Source organism: Micromonospora orduensis (assembly GCF_006228125.1).
Lineage (GTDB): Bacteria > Actinomycetota > Actinomycetes > Mycobacteriales > Micromonosporaceae > Micromonospora > Micromonospora orduensis.
Window position 1 is genome coordinate 1 of sequence record NZ_VDFY01000085.1, and the last position, 16,469, is coordinate 16,469.

Here is a 16,469-nt window from a genome sequence, read left to right on the forward strand (position 1 = left end):
CCCGCGGCAGCTCCGTCGTCATGTCCAGGGCGGCGGCGAGCCGCTCGGGCACCGGCGGGGTCGCCGCTTCACGCTCGCCACCCGGCACCGGCGGCCAGGCCGGAGGTGCCGGAGCGCTGGGCGCCTGGGCGGGCGGGGCGGAGCGGGGCACGAAACCGCTGAACGACTGGCCGGAGGAGGCCGGCGGCGCCGAGTACGGCTGACCCGAGTACGGCTGACCGGACGCCGGCGAGGCCGACACCGGGGACGCCGACACCGGCGGACCGGCGTACGGCTGACCGGAGGCCGGGGCGGCGGACACCGGCGGGCCACTGTACGGCGCACCCGAGTAAGGATGGCCGGAGTACGGCTGACCGGACGCCGGCGAGGCGGAGACCGGCGCGCCGGAGTAGGGCTGCGCGGAGACCGGCGGCGCGGAGTACGGGTGTGCCTCCGGGCTGCTGGGCAGCTGCCGCGGGATGGACTGCTGCTGGCCGGTGGTCGAGGAGTCGTCGCCGGCCCTGCGCTGCGGCAGCGGGTCGATCGGCTGGCCGTTGGCCGACCGGGGCGTGAACCCGTCGCCGCCGTTCGCGCCGGCCGCGCCGGTCAGGTCGGACCAGGCCGGCATCGAGCCGTACCCGCCCGAGTTGGCCGGGGTGCCGGCGCCGTTGCGCGGCGCCGGGTCGAACGGCCGACCGCCGAGGGTGACCTGGTTGCCGGACTCGCTGGGGCGGGGGCCGTTGCCCAGCGCGGGCAGCGCGCCGAAGGCGGGCACGGGCCCACCCTGCTGGGCGCCGCCGCCGACCGCCGGCAGGGCCGGGGGCTGCTGCACCCGGCCGGAGAGCGCACGGGGCACCAGCACCGAGGTGGGCAGGGTGACGTCGGCGACCGTGCCCCGGTCGGCGCCGGGACGCAGCTCGACCCGGACGCCGTGCCGGGACGCCAGTCGGGCGACCACGACCAGGCCCATCATCCGGGAGACGGCCACGTCCACCTGCGGCGGAGTCGCCAGTCGATCGTTGAGGTCCTGCAACTGCTCACGGCTGATCCCGATGCCGCGGTCCTCGACGTAGAGCGAGGCGCGGTCGCCGACCCGGCGGGCCTCGACCATCACCTGCGAGTCCGGCGGCGAGAACGCGGTGGCGTTGTCGAACAGTTCGGCGACGAGGTGCACCAGGTCGTTGACCGCGTGCGCGGCGACCTCGATGTCACGGTCGATGACCCCGAACTCGATCCGGGTGTAGTGCTCGACCTCGGACTGCGCGGCGCGCAGCACGTCGATGAGGGCGGCCGGCTCGCGCTGCACGCGGGTGGAGTCGGCGCCGGCGAGCACCAGCAGGTTTTCGTCGTTACGGCGCATCCGGGTGGCCAGGTGGTCGAGCTGGAACAGCTCGGCCAGGCGGTCCGGGTCCTCCTCGCCGCGCTCCAGCCGGTCGAGGTGCCCGATGAGGCGGTCGACCAGGATCTGGGAACGGCGGGCCAGGTTGACGAACATGGTCGCGACGGAGGCGCGCAGCGCCGCCTGCTCGGCGGCCGTGCGGACCGCCTCCAGGTGGACGGCGTTGAACGCCTCGGTCACCTGACCGAACTCGTCCTTGCTGCGGACGGGCAGCGGCTCGGCGATCTGGTTGGCCAGCTGCACCGGCGAGAGCTGCCCGACGACCTGCGGGTCACGCAGCCGGGCCACCGCCTGCGGCAGGCCGTACTGCGCGACGGCCAGGGCGCCCTGGCGCAGCTCACGCAGCGAGCGGGCCATCGAGCGGGCGACCAGGTAGGCGAAGAGGATGGCCAGCAGCAGCATGCTGAGCAGCAGGCCGGTCTCCAGGAAGACCTGACGCTGGACGTCGGAGCGCAGGCTGTCGGCCTCGGCGACCACGTCGTTGTCGAGCTTCGTCTCGACGGCGCGGATCAGCTTGGCGTTCGCCGTCATGGCGGACTCCCACTGGTCCGGGCCGAACGGCGCACCGCGCATGTCGCCGGTGATGTTGCCGTCGATCCAGCCGGTGTAGTTCTGCGCCTCCCGGCGGTCACCGCCGGCGACCGTCTGGTCGTGGAACTTCGCCTCGTCCGGGCTCGCGACGGCCTTGAAGCTCTGCAGTGCCTGCTGCTGACCGGTGCCGCTGGCGATGTAGTCGGTGCGCAGCACCGGTGTCATCCGCTGCTGCGCGCCGAGCGCGCGGTGGACGACGACCCGGCGTGCGGAGAGGAACTCCTTCTCCCGGGCGACCGCCGCGGCGGCGCGCATCCGGTCGCTCAGGTCGTTGTCACCGGCGAGCTGCGTGGCCGAGTCACGGATGGCGAGCAGGTCGCTGATCAGGCCCTCGTACGCCTGGATCGTCTCGGTGAGCTTGAGCTTGCCGCTGAACACCTGACTGCGGACGCCCGGCAGGTCCTTCAGGGACTGGTCGATCCCGTCGAGCTGGCTCTCCAGGCTGCTCGGCAGGTCCTCGACCTCGGCGCGCTGCTGCCGGTAGGGGCCTGTCGCCTGGTCCACCCGGGAGTTCACCCGGTTGAAGGCCTCCTGGTACTGGGCCTTCGGCTGGGTCCCGGCTGCCTGGAGCAGCAGCACGGCGGCGGTCCGCTCGTCCTGCAGTGTGTCGACCAGGTCGCCCGAGTAGCTGGACAGGTTGGCCAGGTCGCCGGCTCGGTTGGCATTGCTGAGGGTCTCCAGGTGGTCGACGAGACCACTGGTGCCCACGACGACCGTGGCGATGGTCGGCACGATCATGATGAGACCGAGCTTGGACCAGATCGGCATGTCCCGGAGCCGGCTGGCCGGCCGGCGCAGCCGCGACAGGAAGGAGCCCGCCGTCTTTGGCCGTTTGCTCACGTCACCGCCCTCGCGATTACAGCTTGAACGCGTTGCCCCGGGCAACGCTCAGCGACCGACCCGGCGGGTCGGACCCCCGAGATTCCATCACGCCGCCCGGCAAGAAGAAAGCCCAGGTTGTCACCCGCCGAAGGTGTGATGAGATGTTGATACGATTTGATAGCAGTCCGTCTGGCCGGAGTAACTGAAGGTAATGAAACATCCGCACCGCGTTGTCCTGCTCGCCGGCCCTTCTGGCTCCGGAAAGTCGTACATAGCGCAGCAAACCGGCTTACCGGTTCTCTGCCTGGACGACTTCTACAAAGACGGTGATGACCCTACGTTGCCGCACCGAAACGGCCAGGTCGATTGGGAATCACCCGACTCGTGGGACGCCCTGACCGCCGTGGAAACCATTGCCCAACTGGCCCGCGACGGACGGGCCGATGTGCCGGTTTATGCGATCGGCGCAGATCGAAGGGTGGCCACCCGGCCATTTGATGTCGCCGGATCGCCAATTTTCGTGGCGGAGGGGATCTTCGCCGCCGAGATCGTCGAGGAGTGCCGTCGCCGAGGGCTCCTCGCCGGGGCGTACGCGCTGCGGCGCCCGCGCGGAGCGACATTCGTCCGCCGGCTGGCCCGCGACCTCGCCGAACAGCGCAAGGCGCCCCGGGTGCTGGTCCGGCGCGGGGTGGCGTTGCTGCGGGCCGAGCCCGCCGTACTGCGCCGGCAGACCGGGCTCGGCGCCGAGGCGGCCCGCGCGCGGGAGGTGCTGCGCCGGGTGGCCGGCCTGCTCGCCGGCCACCCGCACGGCTGAGAGTCAGGCCAGCAGCTTGGCGTACGCCGGCTTGATCACCTCATCGATGATCCGCAGCCGCTCGTCGAACGGGATGAAGGCGCTCTTCATCGCGTTGATGGTGAACCACTGCAACTCCCGCCAGCCGTAGCCGAAGGTCTCCACCAGCAGCGACATCTCGCGTGACATCGAGGTGCCGCTCATCAGCCGGTTGTCGGTGTTGACTGTGGCCCGGAACCGCAGGTCCCGCAGCAGGCCGATCGGGTGGTCGGCGATCGAGTCCACCGCGCCGGTCTGCACGTTCGACGACGGGCAGAGCTCCAGCGGGATGCGCTTGTCCCGCACGTACGCGGCCAGCCGGCCGAGCGTGCCGTCGGGCGCGATGTCGTCGACGATGCGTACGCCGTGACCGAGCCGGTCCGCGCCGCACCACTGGATCGCCTGCCAGATCGACGGCAGGCCGAACGCCTCGCCGGCGTGGATGGTGAAGTGGAAGTTCTCCCGTTGCAGGTATTCGAAGGCGTCCAGGTGCCGGGTGGGCGGGAAGCCCGCCTCGGCGCCGGCGATGTCGAAGCCGACCACCCCGGCGTCGCGGTGCCGCACCGCCAGCTCGGCGATCTCCTGGGAACGGGCGGCGTGCCGCATCGCGGTGAGCAGGGTACCCACCCGGATGGTCAGGCCCGCCTCGACGGCCTGCGCGGTGCCCTCGGCGAACCCGGCGAGGACCGCCTCGACCACCTCGTCGAGGCTCAGGTCCTGTTCCAGGTGCTGTTCGGGGGCGAAGCGCACCTCGGCGTAGACCACCCCGTCGGCGGCCAGGTCGAGCGCGCACTCGCGGGCCACCCGGCGCAGCGCCGGGGCGGTCTGCATGACCGCCACCGTGTGCGCGAACGTCTCGAGGTAGCGCTCCAGCGAGCCGGAGTCGGCCGCCTCGACGAACCAGCGTCCGAGCGCGTCCGGGTCGGTGGTGGGCAGCTCGTGGCCGACCTCCGCCGCCAGCTCGACGATCGTCGCGGGCCGCAGTCCGCCGTCGAGGTGGTCGTGCAGCAGCGCCTTCGGGACCTTGACGATGTCCTCATACCGGATAGTTGCGACCATGCTCCGACCCTAGTCAGCCCGCCGGGGCCGCCCACGCCAGCCCGCTCATCCGGGCCAGCCGTAGACGCGGTCGACGGCGAGCCGGAGGACCAACCGCCCGTCGGCGACCATTGCGGCGCGGTATTCCGCCCAGTCCGGGTGTTCACCGCGGACCCCCCGGTAGACCTCGACCAGTTCGTCGACCGCCGCGTCGCCGATCGCCCTTGCCGGCTCGGTGAACGTCACGGCCCCCTCGGCGACCGCGTACGCGCCGCCGTCCGGCGTGGTGACGTGGAAGCTGGCCCGCGGGTCGCGGCGCAGGTTGCGGACCTTCGCCCGGTCGCCGGTGGTGGAGCAGCGGATCAGCCCTGGTTCGGCCAGGTAGTCGAGGTTGGACAGTTGGGGTCGGCCGTCGCGGCGCAGGGTGACGAGCACCCCACGTCCCCGGGTGCCGAAGAGGCCCCACAGCGAATTCGTTGACATGTCATCGACCGTAGGAGGCGATTCGATGACATGTCAACCAAGACGCTAGGCTGAGTGGCATGGAAGCGACCCGGTGGCTGGACGAACACCAGGACCGCGCCTGGCGTGGCTACCGCCGGATGCGTCGCCTGCTCGACCTGGAACTGGCCCGGGAGCTGACCCAGGACGCCGGCCTGTCCGAGCCGGACTACGACGTGCTCTCCGACCTGTCCGAGACGCCGCAGGGCCGGCTGCGCCTCAGCGAACTGGCGGACAGGATGCTCTGGTCCCGCAGCCGGCTCTCGCACCACCTGACCCGGATGCAGCAGCGCGGCCTGGTGACCCGGGAGGAGTGCCCGGACGACGCGCGCGGCGCGATCGTCGTACTCACCCCGGCCGGTCGGGACGCCATCGAGGCCGCCGCCCCCGGCCACGTGACCGCCGTCCGTCAGCACTTCCTCGACCTGCTCACCCCGGCCGAGGTCGAGGCGCTCGGCGCGTTCACCCATCGGGTCGTCGACCACCTGGCGCGGAGCCGCGCACCCCGCCCCCGACGCGGCCGGCAGGCCTGACGTGGACCCGCACATCCTCGACCGGCTGCGCTGCCCGGTCTGCGGCGAACCGCTGGCCGAGGCGACCGCCGGCACCGCCCGCGCGCTGCGCTGCCCGCGCCGGCACAGCTTCGACATCGCCCGACAGGGGTACGTCAACCTGCTCGCCGGCCGCGCCCCGCACGTCGGGGACACCGCCGAGATGGTGGCCGCCCGATCGGACTTCCTCGCCGCCGGGCACTACGACCTGATCTCCGGCGCCCTCGCCGACGCCGCGGCACAGGCCGTGCCGGGCCTCGGGGCGTATCCCCTGGTGGTGGATGCCGGCGCCGGGACCGGCCGGTACCTCGGCGCGGTGCTGGCGGCGCTGCCCGACGCCGTGGGTCTGGCCCTGGACGTCTCCAAGCCGGCGCTGCGCCGCGCCGCCCGGGCGCATCCACGGGCCGCCGCCGCGCTCGCCGACACCTGGCAGCGGCTGCCCCTGGCCGACGGCTCGACGGCCGTGCTGTTGAACGTCTTCGCCCCCCGCAACGGACCGGAGTTCCACCGGGTGCTCGACCCGGCCGGCACGCTGCTGGTGGTCACACCCGCCGCCGACCACCTCAGCGAACTGGTGGACGCCCTGGACCTGCTTCGGGTCGACCCGGACAAGGCCGACCGGGTGGCCGCGAACCTGGGCGGGCACTTCACCCCGGCCAGCTCTACCGTGCACCGCGCCGAGCTGACGCTGACCCGCACCGAGGTGGCCACCCTGGTGGGGATGGGTCCGAGCGCCTGGCACACCGACCAGGACGCCCTCGCCGCCCGGATGGCCGCGCTGCCCGAGCCGGTCCGGGTGACAGTGGCCGTCCGGCTCGACGCCCACCGGCCCCGCTGAGCTCAGGTGGAGAGGTCGACCTCTTCCCAGCCGGGCGGCTCGTCGTGGTACGGCCCGCGCAGGATCACCGCCCACTCCAGCGCCCACCGCCGCTGCCCGATCGCGTTCGCGTCCACCAGACCCGGCGCCCGCCGGCCGCCGCGCTCGGTCTCCAGGTAGGCCCAGTCCAGGCAGTAGTGCAGGTCGAGCAGCGCGGCCGCGTCCGCCGGATGCTGCGGCGCGGTGAGGATGCGGGCCTGCCAGCGCGGAAAGGTCTCCCCCTCGGCGATGTGCGGCAACCGCTCCACCAGCCGCTCGTCCACGGCCAGGGTGGGGTCGAGCTGCTTGCTCAACCCGAGCACCCAGGCCAGCGCGAAGAGCGCGTCGTGGTGCAGCACGAACGAGCGGTGGTCACCCTTGCCGCCCATGACGAACTGCCACTCCGGCGGCGTGACCATGTCGACCAGATGCGAACCGAGCAGCCAGCTCATCGCGGCCTGCGGTGGCATCCCGAAACAGCGGGCCAGGATCAGATGCAGGACGGCGATCCGCGCCTCGATCTCCGGCGTCGGACGCAACTCGATCGCATCACCCGGCTCCCACACGAGCGGAAACTGGGCCGGCGGCAGCGGCAGGCCGAGTCGGGACAGCTCGTCCAGGCTCGCCTCACGCACCTCACGCGGGTCGGGGGCAGGTACGGTCACGGGGCAATTTCCTGTCTGCTCGCGGCGGCGCAAGGCCGGCTGTCCCCCCTTGGCCTGGGAGAATAGCGCTCCCAGGTGACCAGCACCACGCCGCCCCGACCTCCGCCCCGGTCAGCCGATCCGCTCGATGACCAGGGGTGTCGCGGTTGGCGCGGTCGGTGCAATGTGCACCGCGCGACTTGCCTCCGCCAGGGCCGCCGGAATCCGGGACGGGTCCTCGGCGCGCAGCTCGTAGAGGGCATCCCCAACCCGCACCGGATCGCCCGGCCGCTTGTGCAACACCACACCGGCCGGCACGCTCACCGGGTCCTCCTTGCGGGCCCGACCCGCGCCGAGCCGCCACGCCGCAACCCCCATGGCGTACGCGTCGACGGACGCGACGTACCCGTCCTGCTCGGCACGGACCACCTCGACCTCGGCGGCGGTCGGCATCGGCGCGTCCGGGTCGCCGCCCTGCGCCCGGATCATCGCCCGCCAGGAGTCCATCGCCCGGCCGTCGCGCAGGGCCGCCCCCGGATCGACGTCCGGGAGGCCGGCGGCGGCGAGCATCTCCCGGGCCAGGGCCACCGTCAGCTCCACCACGTCCGCCGGGCCACCGCCGGCCAGCACCTCGACCGACTCGGTCACCTCGACGGCGTTGCCGATCGCCAGGCCCAGCGGGGTGGACATGTCCGTGAGCAGGGCGACCGTCCGCACGCCGTGCGCGCCGCCCAACTCCACCATCGTCCGGGCCAGCTCACGCGCCTGGTCGACGGACTTCATGAAGGCGCCCGAACCCACCTTGACGTCGAGGACCAGCGCGCCGGTGCCCTCGGCGATCTTCTTGCTCATGATCGAGCTGGCGATCAGCGGGATCGCCTCCACGGTGCCTGTCACGTCCCGCAGCGCGTACAGCTTGCGGTCGGCGGGGGCGAGCCCGGCACCGGCCGCGCAGATCACCGCGCCGACCTCGTCGAGCTGGGCGATGAACTCGTCGTTGCTCACCGTGGCCCGCCAGCCCGGGATGGACTCCAACTTGTCCAGCGTGCCGCCGGTGTGCCCGAGGCCGCGCCCGCTGAGCTGGGGAACTGCCGCGCCGCACGCGGCCACCAACGGGGTGAGCGGCAGAGTGATCTTGTCACCGACGCCGCCGGTGGAGTGCTTGTCGACAGTGGGCCGGCGTACCGCCGACAGGTCCAGCCGCTCACCGCTGGCGATCATCGCGGCGGTCCACCTGGCGATCTCCGGCCCGGTCATGCCGTTGAGCAGGATCGCCATCGCCAGGGCGGACATCTGCTCGTCGGCGACGACCCCCCGGGTGTACGCGTCGACCACCCAGTCGATCTGTGCGTCCGACAGCACGCCCCCGTCCCGCTTGGTTCGGATGACGTCAACAGCAGCAAAACCACTACTCATCAGAAGATCTTCCTAGTCGATTGCAGATCCCGCCAACGGCCGGCCCGTGACCACGTCGGGGCGGGGGCCGACCGTGCCCGGCGCAGGGATCAAGCCTGACCGCCCGGAGCCGGGCACGGTCGGCCCCCGCCCCCAACCTCAGCCACCCGACCACCGCTCCGGGATCTCCAACGGCGGCTCACCCTCACCGGCCCAGAAGATCGTGCCGGTCTCGTCCACCACCACCACGCGGGGCGTCCGGGCCAGGCCCCAGGTGATCGCCTCGGCCGGGTCGTCCCAACTCGGCGCCTCCTCCAGCACCCCGGTCTCGGCGCCGGCGTCGTCCCCGGCCGACCGCTCCCAGTACGCCGTCCAGACCTGCTGGCCGGCGGACATGTCCGGGTGCACGAAGACGGTGCCGCGTCCGCGCCAGGCGGCCAGCCGCTCGGGAACCACCGGCACGGGCGTCTCGCCGGTAACCGCCTCCAGGTCCTCGACACCGAAGGCGTGTGGCAGCAGCTCGGCCATCCGCAGTGGGCGGCTCTTGGTCTCGATCAGGCACTCCGGCCCGCCGTGTTCCCAGAGCAGTTGCCGGCACCTGCCGCACGGCATCAGCGGCTCACCTGTGGCGTCGACGCAGGAGAGCGCGACGAGCCGGCCGCCGCCGGTGGCGTGCAGGCTGGAGACGACACCGCACTCGGCGCAGAGCGTCACCCCGTACGCGGCGTTCTCGACGTTGCAGCCGACCACCACGCGGCCGTCGTCGACCAGCGCGGCCGCGCCGACCGGGAACGTCGAGTACGGCGCGTACGCGTGCCGCATCGCGTCCGTGGCAGCAGCGCGCAACCGCGCCCAGTCAATGTCGGTCATGCCGCCATTGTGCCGAAGCAGCCCAGGTCAGAAGCGGGCAGGGCCGGGCCACGGGCAGGCGCAGCCGCGCCGCGCGTGAGTCACCACAGTCGGAGGCGATGCCGACGAAGGCCGCGCGGGGGTGTAGGGGACGTTCGGCCCTGCATCTCCCGTTCGGAAGAGCCGACTCTGAAACCGAGGACGAGCGAGTGCGACCGACGGGGAGATGTGATGGCGAAGTTGGGGAGTTGGCAGTTATCCGAGAACACTCTTCGTCGGATGTACGCGGGGGGCCGCGGTAACGCGGCGGCCCGCCGGTTCGCCCGGCTTTGGGCGGCCGTGTACAGCGCTGGCCTGCATCCGAGGCGCTGGGTGACACTCGAGGTCGTGGGACGCCGCACCGGTCGGGTCACCCGGTTCCCGCTGGGTATGGCCGACTGGCGGGGCGACTGGTATCTGGTGCCGATGCTGGGCGAGAGCTGCAACTGGGTCCGGAACGTACGTGCGGCCGACGGCCTCGTGACCATTCGGCACGGGCGTGCCAGGGTCTGCCGCCTGGTCGAGGTGCCGGTCGACGAGCGTGCACCGATCCTCAAGCGGTATCTGGCGAAGGTCCCTGGAGCCCGGCCGCACATCCCCGTCGACCGGCACGCATCCCTGTCCGAGTTCGCGGCAATCGCGGCACGGTACCCCGCGTTCCGGATCGAGTCGGTCCCCGGGAGCAGTCCGGACACCGATGGCGAAAGGCCAGCTTGATCCTGCTGACTGGCACAGAACTGGCTGTGCCCGGCGAGAGTCCCGCCGGGCACAGCCAGGGCGTCAGCCCTTGATGTACGGCTTGCCGTCGGCGGCCGGTGCCCGGACCCGCCCCACCAGGCCGGCGACCGCCAGGATGGTCGCCAGGTAGGGCAGCATGGCCAGGAACTGGCTGGGGATCGAGCTGTTGATGGCGCCCAGGTAGGTGGCGAGCTGGTCGGCGAAGCCGAAGAAGAGCGCGGCGAGCAGCGCCCCGGTCGGGTTCCACCGGCCGAAGATCAGCGCGGCCAGCGCGATGAACCCCTTGCCGCCGATCATGTTCTTGGTGAACGAGTAGAGCGCCAGGGTGTACGACGCGCCGCCGATGCCGGCGACCACGCCCGCCAGCAGCACGTTGCGGTAGCGCACCCGCAGCACCTTGACGCCGAGGGTGTCGGCGGCGGTCGGGTGTTCGCCGACCGAGCGGGTACGCAGCCCCCAGCGGGTGCGGAACAGCCCGATGTGGATCACCAGAACCAGCAGCAGCCCGAGGTAGAGGAAGATGTTGCCGCGGAACAGCGCCGGCCCGAGGACGGGGATGTCCTTGAGCAGCGGGATCTCCCAGTTGCTGAAGCGGGGCGCGCTGTTGTACTTCTCCGCGTCGGTCTGCATCAACCGCTCGTAGAGGAAGCCGGTGACGCCGACCGCCAGCAGGTTCAGCACGATGCCCATGACGACCTGGTCGACCAGGTAGCGAATGGCGAAGACGGCCAGCAGCAGCGAGATGAACGCGCCGCCGATCGCGGCGGCGACCAGGCCCACCCAGACGTTGCCGGAGAGGCTGCCGAACAGCGCGCCGCTGAACGCGCCCATCAGCAACTGACCCTCGATGGCCACGTTGACCACACCGGAGCGCTCGCAGAGCACCCCGGCGAGCGCCCCGAAGATCAACGGCAGGGCCAGGATGAAGGTGCCCCGGATGATGTTGACCAGCGGCATGAAGTTCTGCCCGCTCGGTGCCGCGGAGACCTGCCAGCAGAGGAAGGAGAGCACGAAGCCGACCAGCCCGACGGCGAGCACGGGCAGGAACCACCGCTTCGGCACTCCGGCGAGCAGCGCCGCGCCGGCGGCGATCGCGATGATCCCGAACAGGATCGCCCCGATGGTGCCGTTGATCTCCAGCGCGGTACCGGCGGCGTCCTCACTGAGCGTGAACCGGGCCTGCTGATCGGTGGCGAGGGCCCCGAAGAGCACCGCCGCCAGCAGACCGAGCGCCAGCAGCGTGAGGCCGACCTTGCGGCCACGGGTCCAGAATCCCTCGTCGACCGGGGCGACCGCGACGTCGGGGACAGCCATGGTGGACATGTGTTACCAGCCCTTCGCCAGGCTCGTCTGCAACCGGGCGGCCCGTGCGGCCCGGAGCTGGAAGATCGCCTTCACCAGGGCCGGCGCGGCGATGAAGATGACGATCAGCGCCTGGAGCACTGTCACCAGCTCCAGCGAGATCCCCGAGTACGACTGCATCCGGTTGCCGCCGGCCTGGAGCGCGCCGAACAGCAGCGCGGCCAGCAGCACGCCCCAGGGCTTCACCCGGCCGAGCAGCGCCACGAGGATGCCGTCGAAGCCGATCTGCGCGACGACCAGCGGCGTCAGGGCGCTGGCGGTGGAGCCGAGCACCATGTTCGAGCCGCCCAGGCCGGCCAGGATCCCGGAGAACACCATGATCAGGATGTACGTCCGGGTGACGCTGATGCCGGCGGTGCGGGCGGCGTCCGGGTTGGCGCCGACCGCGCGCAGCTCGAAGCCGAGGGTGGAGCGGTTGAGCAGCCAGGCGACAGCCCAGGTGGCCAGCACGGCGAGCAGGATGCCGGCGTGCACCCGCAGGTTGTCGCCGAGCAGTCGGGGCAGCTGGGCGGAGTTGTCCACCGCCTTGCTGATCGCGTCGGTTCGGGTCGGGTCCTGCACGCCGTTCTGCACGATCAGCCAGGTCAGGAAGTACGTGGCGACGTAGTTGAGCATGATCGTGTTGATCACCTCGTGTGCGCCGGCGCGGGCCTTGAGGATGCCCGGGATGAATCCCCAGAGCGCACCACCGAGGGCGCCGGCGAGCACGGCCACCAGCAGGTGCAGGCCGGGCGGCAGCGGCAGCAGGAAGCCGGCCAGCGCGGCCAGGATCACGCCGATGGTCGCCTGGCCCTGCGCGCCGATGTTGAACAGGCCGCCGCGGAAGGCAAGCGCCACCGCCAGGCCGGTGAAGACCAGCGGCGCGGTGTAGGTGAGCGTCTCGGAGATCGGCGCCAGCACCGCCTGCCAGCCGTTACTGCCGTTCAACCAGCCGGAGAACGCCTCCGGGTCGAAGACCGAACCCTTGAACAGGTTCGCGTACGCCTCACTGACAAGCGTCCAGCTCGCGTTGAACGCGTCGGCCGGGCGGGCGGTGATGTAGGTGTACGTGTGCAGCACGTCCGGATCGGAGACGATCATCAGGACCGCGCCGACCACGATCGCCAGCACCAGCGACAGCAGGGTCACCGTGAAGGTGTTGGCCGCCCAGAGGTTGTCCAGGAACAGCCGGCCCAGGGACGGCTTCGGCTCCGCCTCCGGCTCGGGCTTCGACGCCGGGCGGGTCGGCTCGGTCGCCGACTCGGCCCGTTCGGTGTTGCCGAGCGCGTTCTGCGCGGCCTGCGCCTCGCTCGCCGGCTCCTTGTCCGGCGAGCCGGACTGCGGGGTGGGGTCGCTCATGCCTCGTCCTCGTTCGCGGAGCCTGCGTCGCTCGCCGGACTCCCGTCGGTGGCCGCGCCGTCGGTCGGCTCGGCGTCCGTGCCGTGCTCGTGGGCGGCGTCCGGGCTGATGCCGGCCATCAGCAGGCCGATCTCCTCGCGCGGGGTGTCCGGGCCGACGATGCCGATGATCCGACCGCGGTACATCACCGCGATCCGGTCGGCCAGCCCGATCACCTCGTCGAGCTCGCTGGAGACCACCATGACGGCGGTTCCGACGTCCCGCTCGTGGATGATCCGGCTGTGGATGAACTCGATGGACCCGACGTCGACGCCGCGGGTCGGCTGGGCGGCGATGAAGAGCTTCAGCGGCCGGGACAACTCCCGGGCCACGATCACCTTCTGCTGGTTGCCGCCGGACAGGGTGCCCGCCGGCGCGTCCGCCGATGAGGTGCGGACGTCGAACTGCTCGATCCGCTCCTTGGCCGACGAGGCGATCACGTCAGGCTTCAGCGCGAGCCCGCTGCCGAACGGTGGACGGTCGTAGATGTCCAGCACGAGGTTCTCCGCGACGCTGAACTCCTTGACCAGGCCGTCCACGCTGCGGTCCTCGGGCACGTAGCCGACGCCCGCGCGGAGCACCTTCTTCGTCTTCCAGCCGTCGATCCGGTCGCCGGCCAGGCTGACCGTGCCGGCGAGCACCGGGCGCAGGCCCATGATCGCCTCGATCAGCTCGGTCTGACCGTTACCCTGGACGCCCGCCACGCCGAGCACCTCGCCGGCGCGTACGGTCAGGTCCACCCCGTCGACGGCGCGGATCTGCCGGTCGTCGTCGACGACCAGTCCCGCGACCTCCAGCACCGGTTCGCCCGGCGTGGCCCCGGACTTGTCCACGGTGAGCCGGACGTTGCGCCCGACCATCAGCGCGGCCAGCTCGTCCCGGCTGGCCTCCGGCGAGGCGGTGCCGACGGTCTTCCCGCGCCGGATCACCGTGATCCGGTCGGCGATGGCCTTGACCTCGCCGAGTTTGTGGGTGATGAAGACGATCGACTTGCCGGCCGCCTTGAGCGACCGCATGACGGTCAGCAGTTCCTCGGTCTCCTGCGGGGTGAGCACCGCGGTCGGCTCGTCCAGGATGAGCAGGTCGACGTCACGCGTCAGCGCCTTGACGATCTCGACGCGCTGCTGGATGCCGACCGGCAGGTCCTCGATCACCGCGTCCGGGTCGACCCGCAGGTTGTAGCGCTCGGACACCTCGGTGACCTCGCGCCGGGCGCGTCGCCGGTCCAGGAAGCCGGCGATGCCGCCCTTGACCTGCTCGGCGCCGAGCATGATGTTCTCGGCCACGGTGAAGACCGGCACCAGCATGAAGTGCTGGTGCACCATGCCGATCCCGGCCGCGATCGCGTCGGAGGGGCCCTTCAGCTTCAGCGGCGCGCCGTCGATGAGGATCTCGCCCTCGTCGGGCTGGTAGAGCCCGTAGAGCACGTTCATCAGGGTCGACTTGCCCGCGCCGTTCTCGCCGAGCAGGGCATGGATCTCTCCAGGCTCCACCGTCAGATCGATGTGGTCGTTGGCGACCAGATCACCGAACCGTTTGGTGATGCCGCGCAGTTCGAGTCTCAGCGCAACCTCCTGGAGTGCGAGCGATGGTGCAGCGTAGCTGCCGTCAACCCGGCCCGACCGGCCCGGCCACCGTTGGTGCGCGATCGGCCGCCCCGACCCCACGGGTCACCCCGCAGGGCCAGAGCGGCCGGATCGGTCCTGCCTGTTCCCCGCCGACCGTCCGATGATCTCACCGGACGAATCGGCCGGTCGTCACTTGGTCGGCTGAGCCTGCGAGGTGACGGTGATGGTGCCGGCGGCGATGTCCGCCTTGATCTTGTCAACCTCGGCCTTCAGCTCGGCCGGAACCTTGCTGTCGAAGTCGTGGTACGGGGCGATCGAGACGCCGGTGTTGGCCAGGGTGCCCACGAAGCCCGGGTTGGCCTGCAGCTTCTCGCCACCGGCGGCCTTCAGCACGGCCTCCTTGACGGCCTCCGGGATGTTCTTGACGACCGTGGTGATGATCGCCGAGCAGTCCGGGGTGCTCTCGCAGCCGTCGACGTCCACCCAGATGGTGCTGTACTTGCCACCCGAGGCCTTGGCCGCGGCGGTGGTGCCGAGGCCGGAGCCGCCGGCGACCGGCATGATGATGTCCGCGCCCTGGGCGACCAGCGCGTCGGAGACCTTCTTGCCCTCGTCCTGCTTGGCGAAGTCGTTGGTGAAGGAGCCCTTCTGGGTCTCCTTGTTCCAACCCAGCGCCTGGACGTTCTTGCCCTTGGTCTTGTTGTAGTGCGTCACGCCGTCGACGAAACCGTCCATGAAGATGGTCACCGGCGGGATCGGCAGGCCGCCGTAGGTGCCCACCTTGCCGCTCTTGCTCATCCCGGCGGCGAGGTAGCCGGCCTGGAACGCGGCCTGCGCGGTGTCGAACTGCATCGGGTAGACGTTGGCGTCACCGGGCTTGGCGTCGACGATGCCGAACTGCTGGTTCGGGTTCGCCTTGGCGATCTTCGAGGTGGCGTTGGCCATCAGGCCACCGACCGCCAGGATGAAGTCGCACTTCTGGTTGACGTACTGCGTCAGGTTCGGCTCGTAGTCGGCCTCGGCCTTCGACGCGACGTACTTGATGTCGATGTTGTCGTTGGCGGCCTTGGCCTCCTGCAGACCCTTCCAGGCCGAGGTGTTGAACGACTTGTCGTCGATGCCGCCGACGTCGGTCACCATGCAGGCGCTGAACTTCTTGGCGCCACTGCCGGCGTTGTTGTCATCATCGGGGGCCTCGCCACAAGCGGCGGCCGTGAGCAGAAGCCCACCCGCCGCGAAGATCGAGGCGATCCGCATCCCACGCACCGAGCGCAAGACGTCTCCTTCCCATTGCACACCGCGCCTAGTGCGGTGGCAGCCCATCAGCCGACCTGCGGGTGTGCCGCCGGCTGTCCCACGTTACGGACGGGAGCGTACGCCCGCGCCCACCCACCGGCCGACAATCGTGCACGACTGTTGAACGCCTGTTACCCGGGTGTAACCCTTGGGTGGGGCAAATCACTCTTCGTGCTGGTGGGCGAGCGTCGGGGCGTCCCAAACGTCCGGTTCGACAGGGGCTGACCCCCCTCCCGGACGTTACCGCCAAAAGACCGCCACCGCCGCGTTGACCAGGGTCAGGCCGACGATCGCGAGGAAGTGGCCGCGGTTGACCACGTCCCGCTTCCGGGAGAAGAAGACCATGACGAAGATCAGCAGCGCGATCACCAACTTCGTCACAAGTTTCGCCGGCGCCGGCTCGTCGCCGTCGCGCAGTGGCGCGGAGAGCCCGAGGCCGGTCAGCAACTGGATCACAGCGCCCCAGAGCATGGCGGAGTTGATCCGCAGCTTGCCGCTGACGTACTGGGCGATCGCCCCGCCGAGCAGCAGGGCGAAGCCGATCAGATGGACATAGAGGAGAATCAGTCTCAGTGCTTCCACGCCGCCCATCCTCCCCCATCAACGACAGTTTGTAGTAGTGGGGTCGGCCG

At 71.1% G+C, this 16,469-nt stretch carries 15 protein-coding genes; 4 read left to right on the forward strand and 11 right to left on the reverse strand.

The window, feature by feature from the left end; all coding sequences use genetic code 11:
• Positions 1-2,809 (reverse strand): sensor histidine kinase (locus FHG89_RS03680; RefSeq protein WP_139582773.1); only part of this gene is annotated, 2,809 nt, incomplete at its 3' end.
• 385 nt (positions 2,810-3,194) lie between these two features.
• Between FHG89_RS03680 and FHG89_RS03685 the strand changes: the two genes are divergently transcribed.
• A complete protein-coding gene (locus tag FHG89_RS03685) occupies positions 3,195-3,605 on the forward strand; it encodes a hypothetical protein (RefSeq protein ID WP_244295138.1) in 411 nt (136 codons plus the stop codon).
• Positions 3,606-3,608: 3 nt separating this feature from the next.
• On the opposite strand, the gene FHG89_RS03690 is transcribed toward FHG89_RS03685, so the two are convergent.
• Both FHG89_RS03690 and FHG89_RS03695 read right to left on the reverse strand, forming a co-directional pair.
• Positions 3,609-4,682, reverse strand: a complete 1,074-nt coding sequence (locus FHG89_RS03690) for an adenosine deaminase (protein ID WP_139582777.1) — start codon at positions 4,680-4,682, stop codon at positions 3,609-3,611.
• A gap of 45 nt (positions 4,683-4,727) precedes the next feature.
• Positions 4,728-5,144, reverse strand: coding sequence for a PPOX class F420-dependent oxidoreductase (locus FHG89_RS03695; protein WP_139582779.1), 417 nt, complete (start codon positions 5,142-5,144; stop codon positions 4,728-4,730).
• A gap of 59 nt (positions 5,145-5,203) precedes the next feature.
• Here FHG89_RS03695 and FHG89_RS03700 point away from each other — a divergent pair, with 59 nt between their 5' ends.
• Positions 5,204-5,695, forward strand: a complete 492-nt coding sequence (locus tag FHG89_RS03700; RefSeq protein ID WP_139582781.1) for a MarR family winged helix-turn-helix transcriptional regulator — start codon at positions 5,204-5,206, stop codon at positions 5,693-5,695.
• Between the two features lies 1 nt (position 5,696).
• A complete protein-coding gene (locus FHG89_RS03705; protein ID WP_139582783.1) occupies positions 5,697-6,551 on the forward strand; it encodes a putative RNA methyltransferase in 855 nt (284 codons plus the stop codon).
• 2 nt (positions 6,552-6,553) lie between these two features.
• On the opposite strand, the gene FHG89_RS03710 is transcribed toward FHG89_RS03705, so the two are convergent.
• The 3 genes from FHG89_RS03710 to FHG89_RS03720 form a co-directional block, all read right to left on the reverse strand.
• Positions 6,554-7,234, reverse strand: coding sequence for a DUF4272 domain-containing protein (locus FHG89_RS03710; RefSeq protein WP_139582785.1), 681 nt, complete (start codon positions 7,232-7,234; stop codon positions 6,554-6,556).
• A gap of 111 nt (positions 7,235-7,345) precedes the next feature.
• Positions 7,346-8,629 (reverse strand): thymidine phosphorylase, encoded by a 1,284-nt coding sequence (locus FHG89_RS03715; RefSeq protein ID WP_139582786.1) that lies wholly within the window; start codon positions 8,627-8,629, stop codon positions 7,346-7,348.
• A 138-nt stretch (positions 8,630-8,767) separates the two neighbouring features.
• Positions 8,768-9,478, reverse strand: a complete 711-nt coding sequence (locus FHG89_RS03720; protein WP_139582788.1) for a cytidine deaminase — start codon at positions 9,476-9,478, stop codon at positions 8,768-8,770.
• Between the two features lie 258 nt (positions 9,479-9,736).
• Here FHG89_RS03720 and FHG89_RS03725 point away from each other — a divergent pair, with 258 nt between their 5' ends.
• On the forward strand, positions 9,737-10,213 hold the full coding sequence (locus FHG89_RS03725; RefSeq protein ID WP_139582789.1) for a nitroreductase/quinone reductase family protein: 477 nt from the start codon (positions 9,737-9,739) through the stop codon (positions 10,211-10,213).
• A 63-nt stretch (positions 10,214-10,276) separates the two neighbouring features.
• On the opposite strand, the gene FHG89_RS03730 is transcribed toward FHG89_RS03725, so the two are convergent.
• The 5 genes from FHG89_RS03730 to FHG89_RS03750 form a co-directional block, all read right to left on the reverse strand.
• A complete protein-coding gene (locus FHG89_RS03730) occupies positions 10,277-11,557 on the reverse strand; it encodes an ABC transporter permease (RefSeq protein ID WP_139582791.1) in 1,281 nt (426 codons plus the stop codon).
• Positions 11,558-11,560: 3 nt separating this feature from the next.
• Entirely contained in the window at positions 11,561-12,934 is a 1,374-nt protein-coding gene (locus FHG89_RS03735) for an ABC transporter permease (protein WP_139582793.1), read from the reverse strand.
• Positions 12,931-14,538, reverse strand: coding sequence for an ABC transporter ATP-binding protein (locus tag FHG89_RS03740; RefSeq protein WP_208760850.1), 1,608 nt, complete (start codon positions 14,536-14,538; stop codon positions 12,931-12,933). Before FHG89_RS03740 ends, FHG89_RS03735 begins: the two co-directional genes overlap by 4 nt.
• Positions 14,539-14,730: 192 nt before the next feature.
• Entirely contained in the window at positions 14,731-15,798 is a 1,068-nt protein-coding gene (locus tag FHG89_RS03745; RefSeq protein ID WP_139582816.1) for a BMP family lipoprotein, read from the reverse strand.
• Positions 15,799-16,077: 279 nt separating this feature from the next.
• A complete protein-coding gene (locus tag FHG89_RS03750; RefSeq protein ID WP_139582794.1) occupies positions 16,078-16,419 on the reverse strand; it encodes a hypothetical protein in 342 nt (113 codons plus the stop codon).
• Positions 16,420-16,469 lie beyond the last annotated feature (50 nt).

Coding starts and splice junctions, on each gene's coding strand:
- FHG89_RS03725 (WP_139582789.1), top strand. CDS start 9,737: ATGTACGCGGGGGGCCGCGGTAACGCGGCGGCCCGCCGGTTCGCCCGG.
- FHG89_RS03715 (WP_139582786.1), bottom strand. CDS start 8,629: ATGAGTAGTGGTTTTGCTGCTGTTGACGTCATCCGAACCAAGCGGGAC.
- FHG89_RS03700 (WP_139582781.1), top strand. CDS start 5,204: ATGGAAGCGACCCGGTGGCTGGACGAACACCAGGACCGCGCCTGGCGT.
- FHG89_RS03720 (WP_139582788.1), bottom strand. CDS start 9,478: ATGACCGACATTGACTGGGCGCGGTTGCGCGCTGCTGCCACGGACGCG.
- FHG89_RS03695 (WP_139582779.1), bottom strand. CDS start 5,144: ATGTCAACGAATTCGCTGTGGGGCCTCTTCGGCACCCGGGGACGTGGG.
- FHG89_RS03745 (WP_139582816.1), bottom strand. CDS start 15,798: ATGCGGATCGCCTCGATCTTCGCGGCGGGTGGGCTTCTGCTCACGGCC.
- FHG89_RS03730 (WP_139582791.1), bottom strand. CDS start 11,557: ATGTCCACCATGGCTGTCCCCGACGTCGCGGTCGCCCCGGTCGACGAG.
- FHG89_RS03690 (WP_139582777.1), bottom strand. CDS start 4,682: ATGGTCGCAACTATCCGGTATGAGGACATCGTCAAGGTCCCGAAGGCG.
- FHG89_RS03735 (WP_139582793.1), bottom strand. CDS start 12,934: ATGAGCGACCCCACCCCGCAGTCCGGCTCGCCGGACAAGGAGCCGGCG.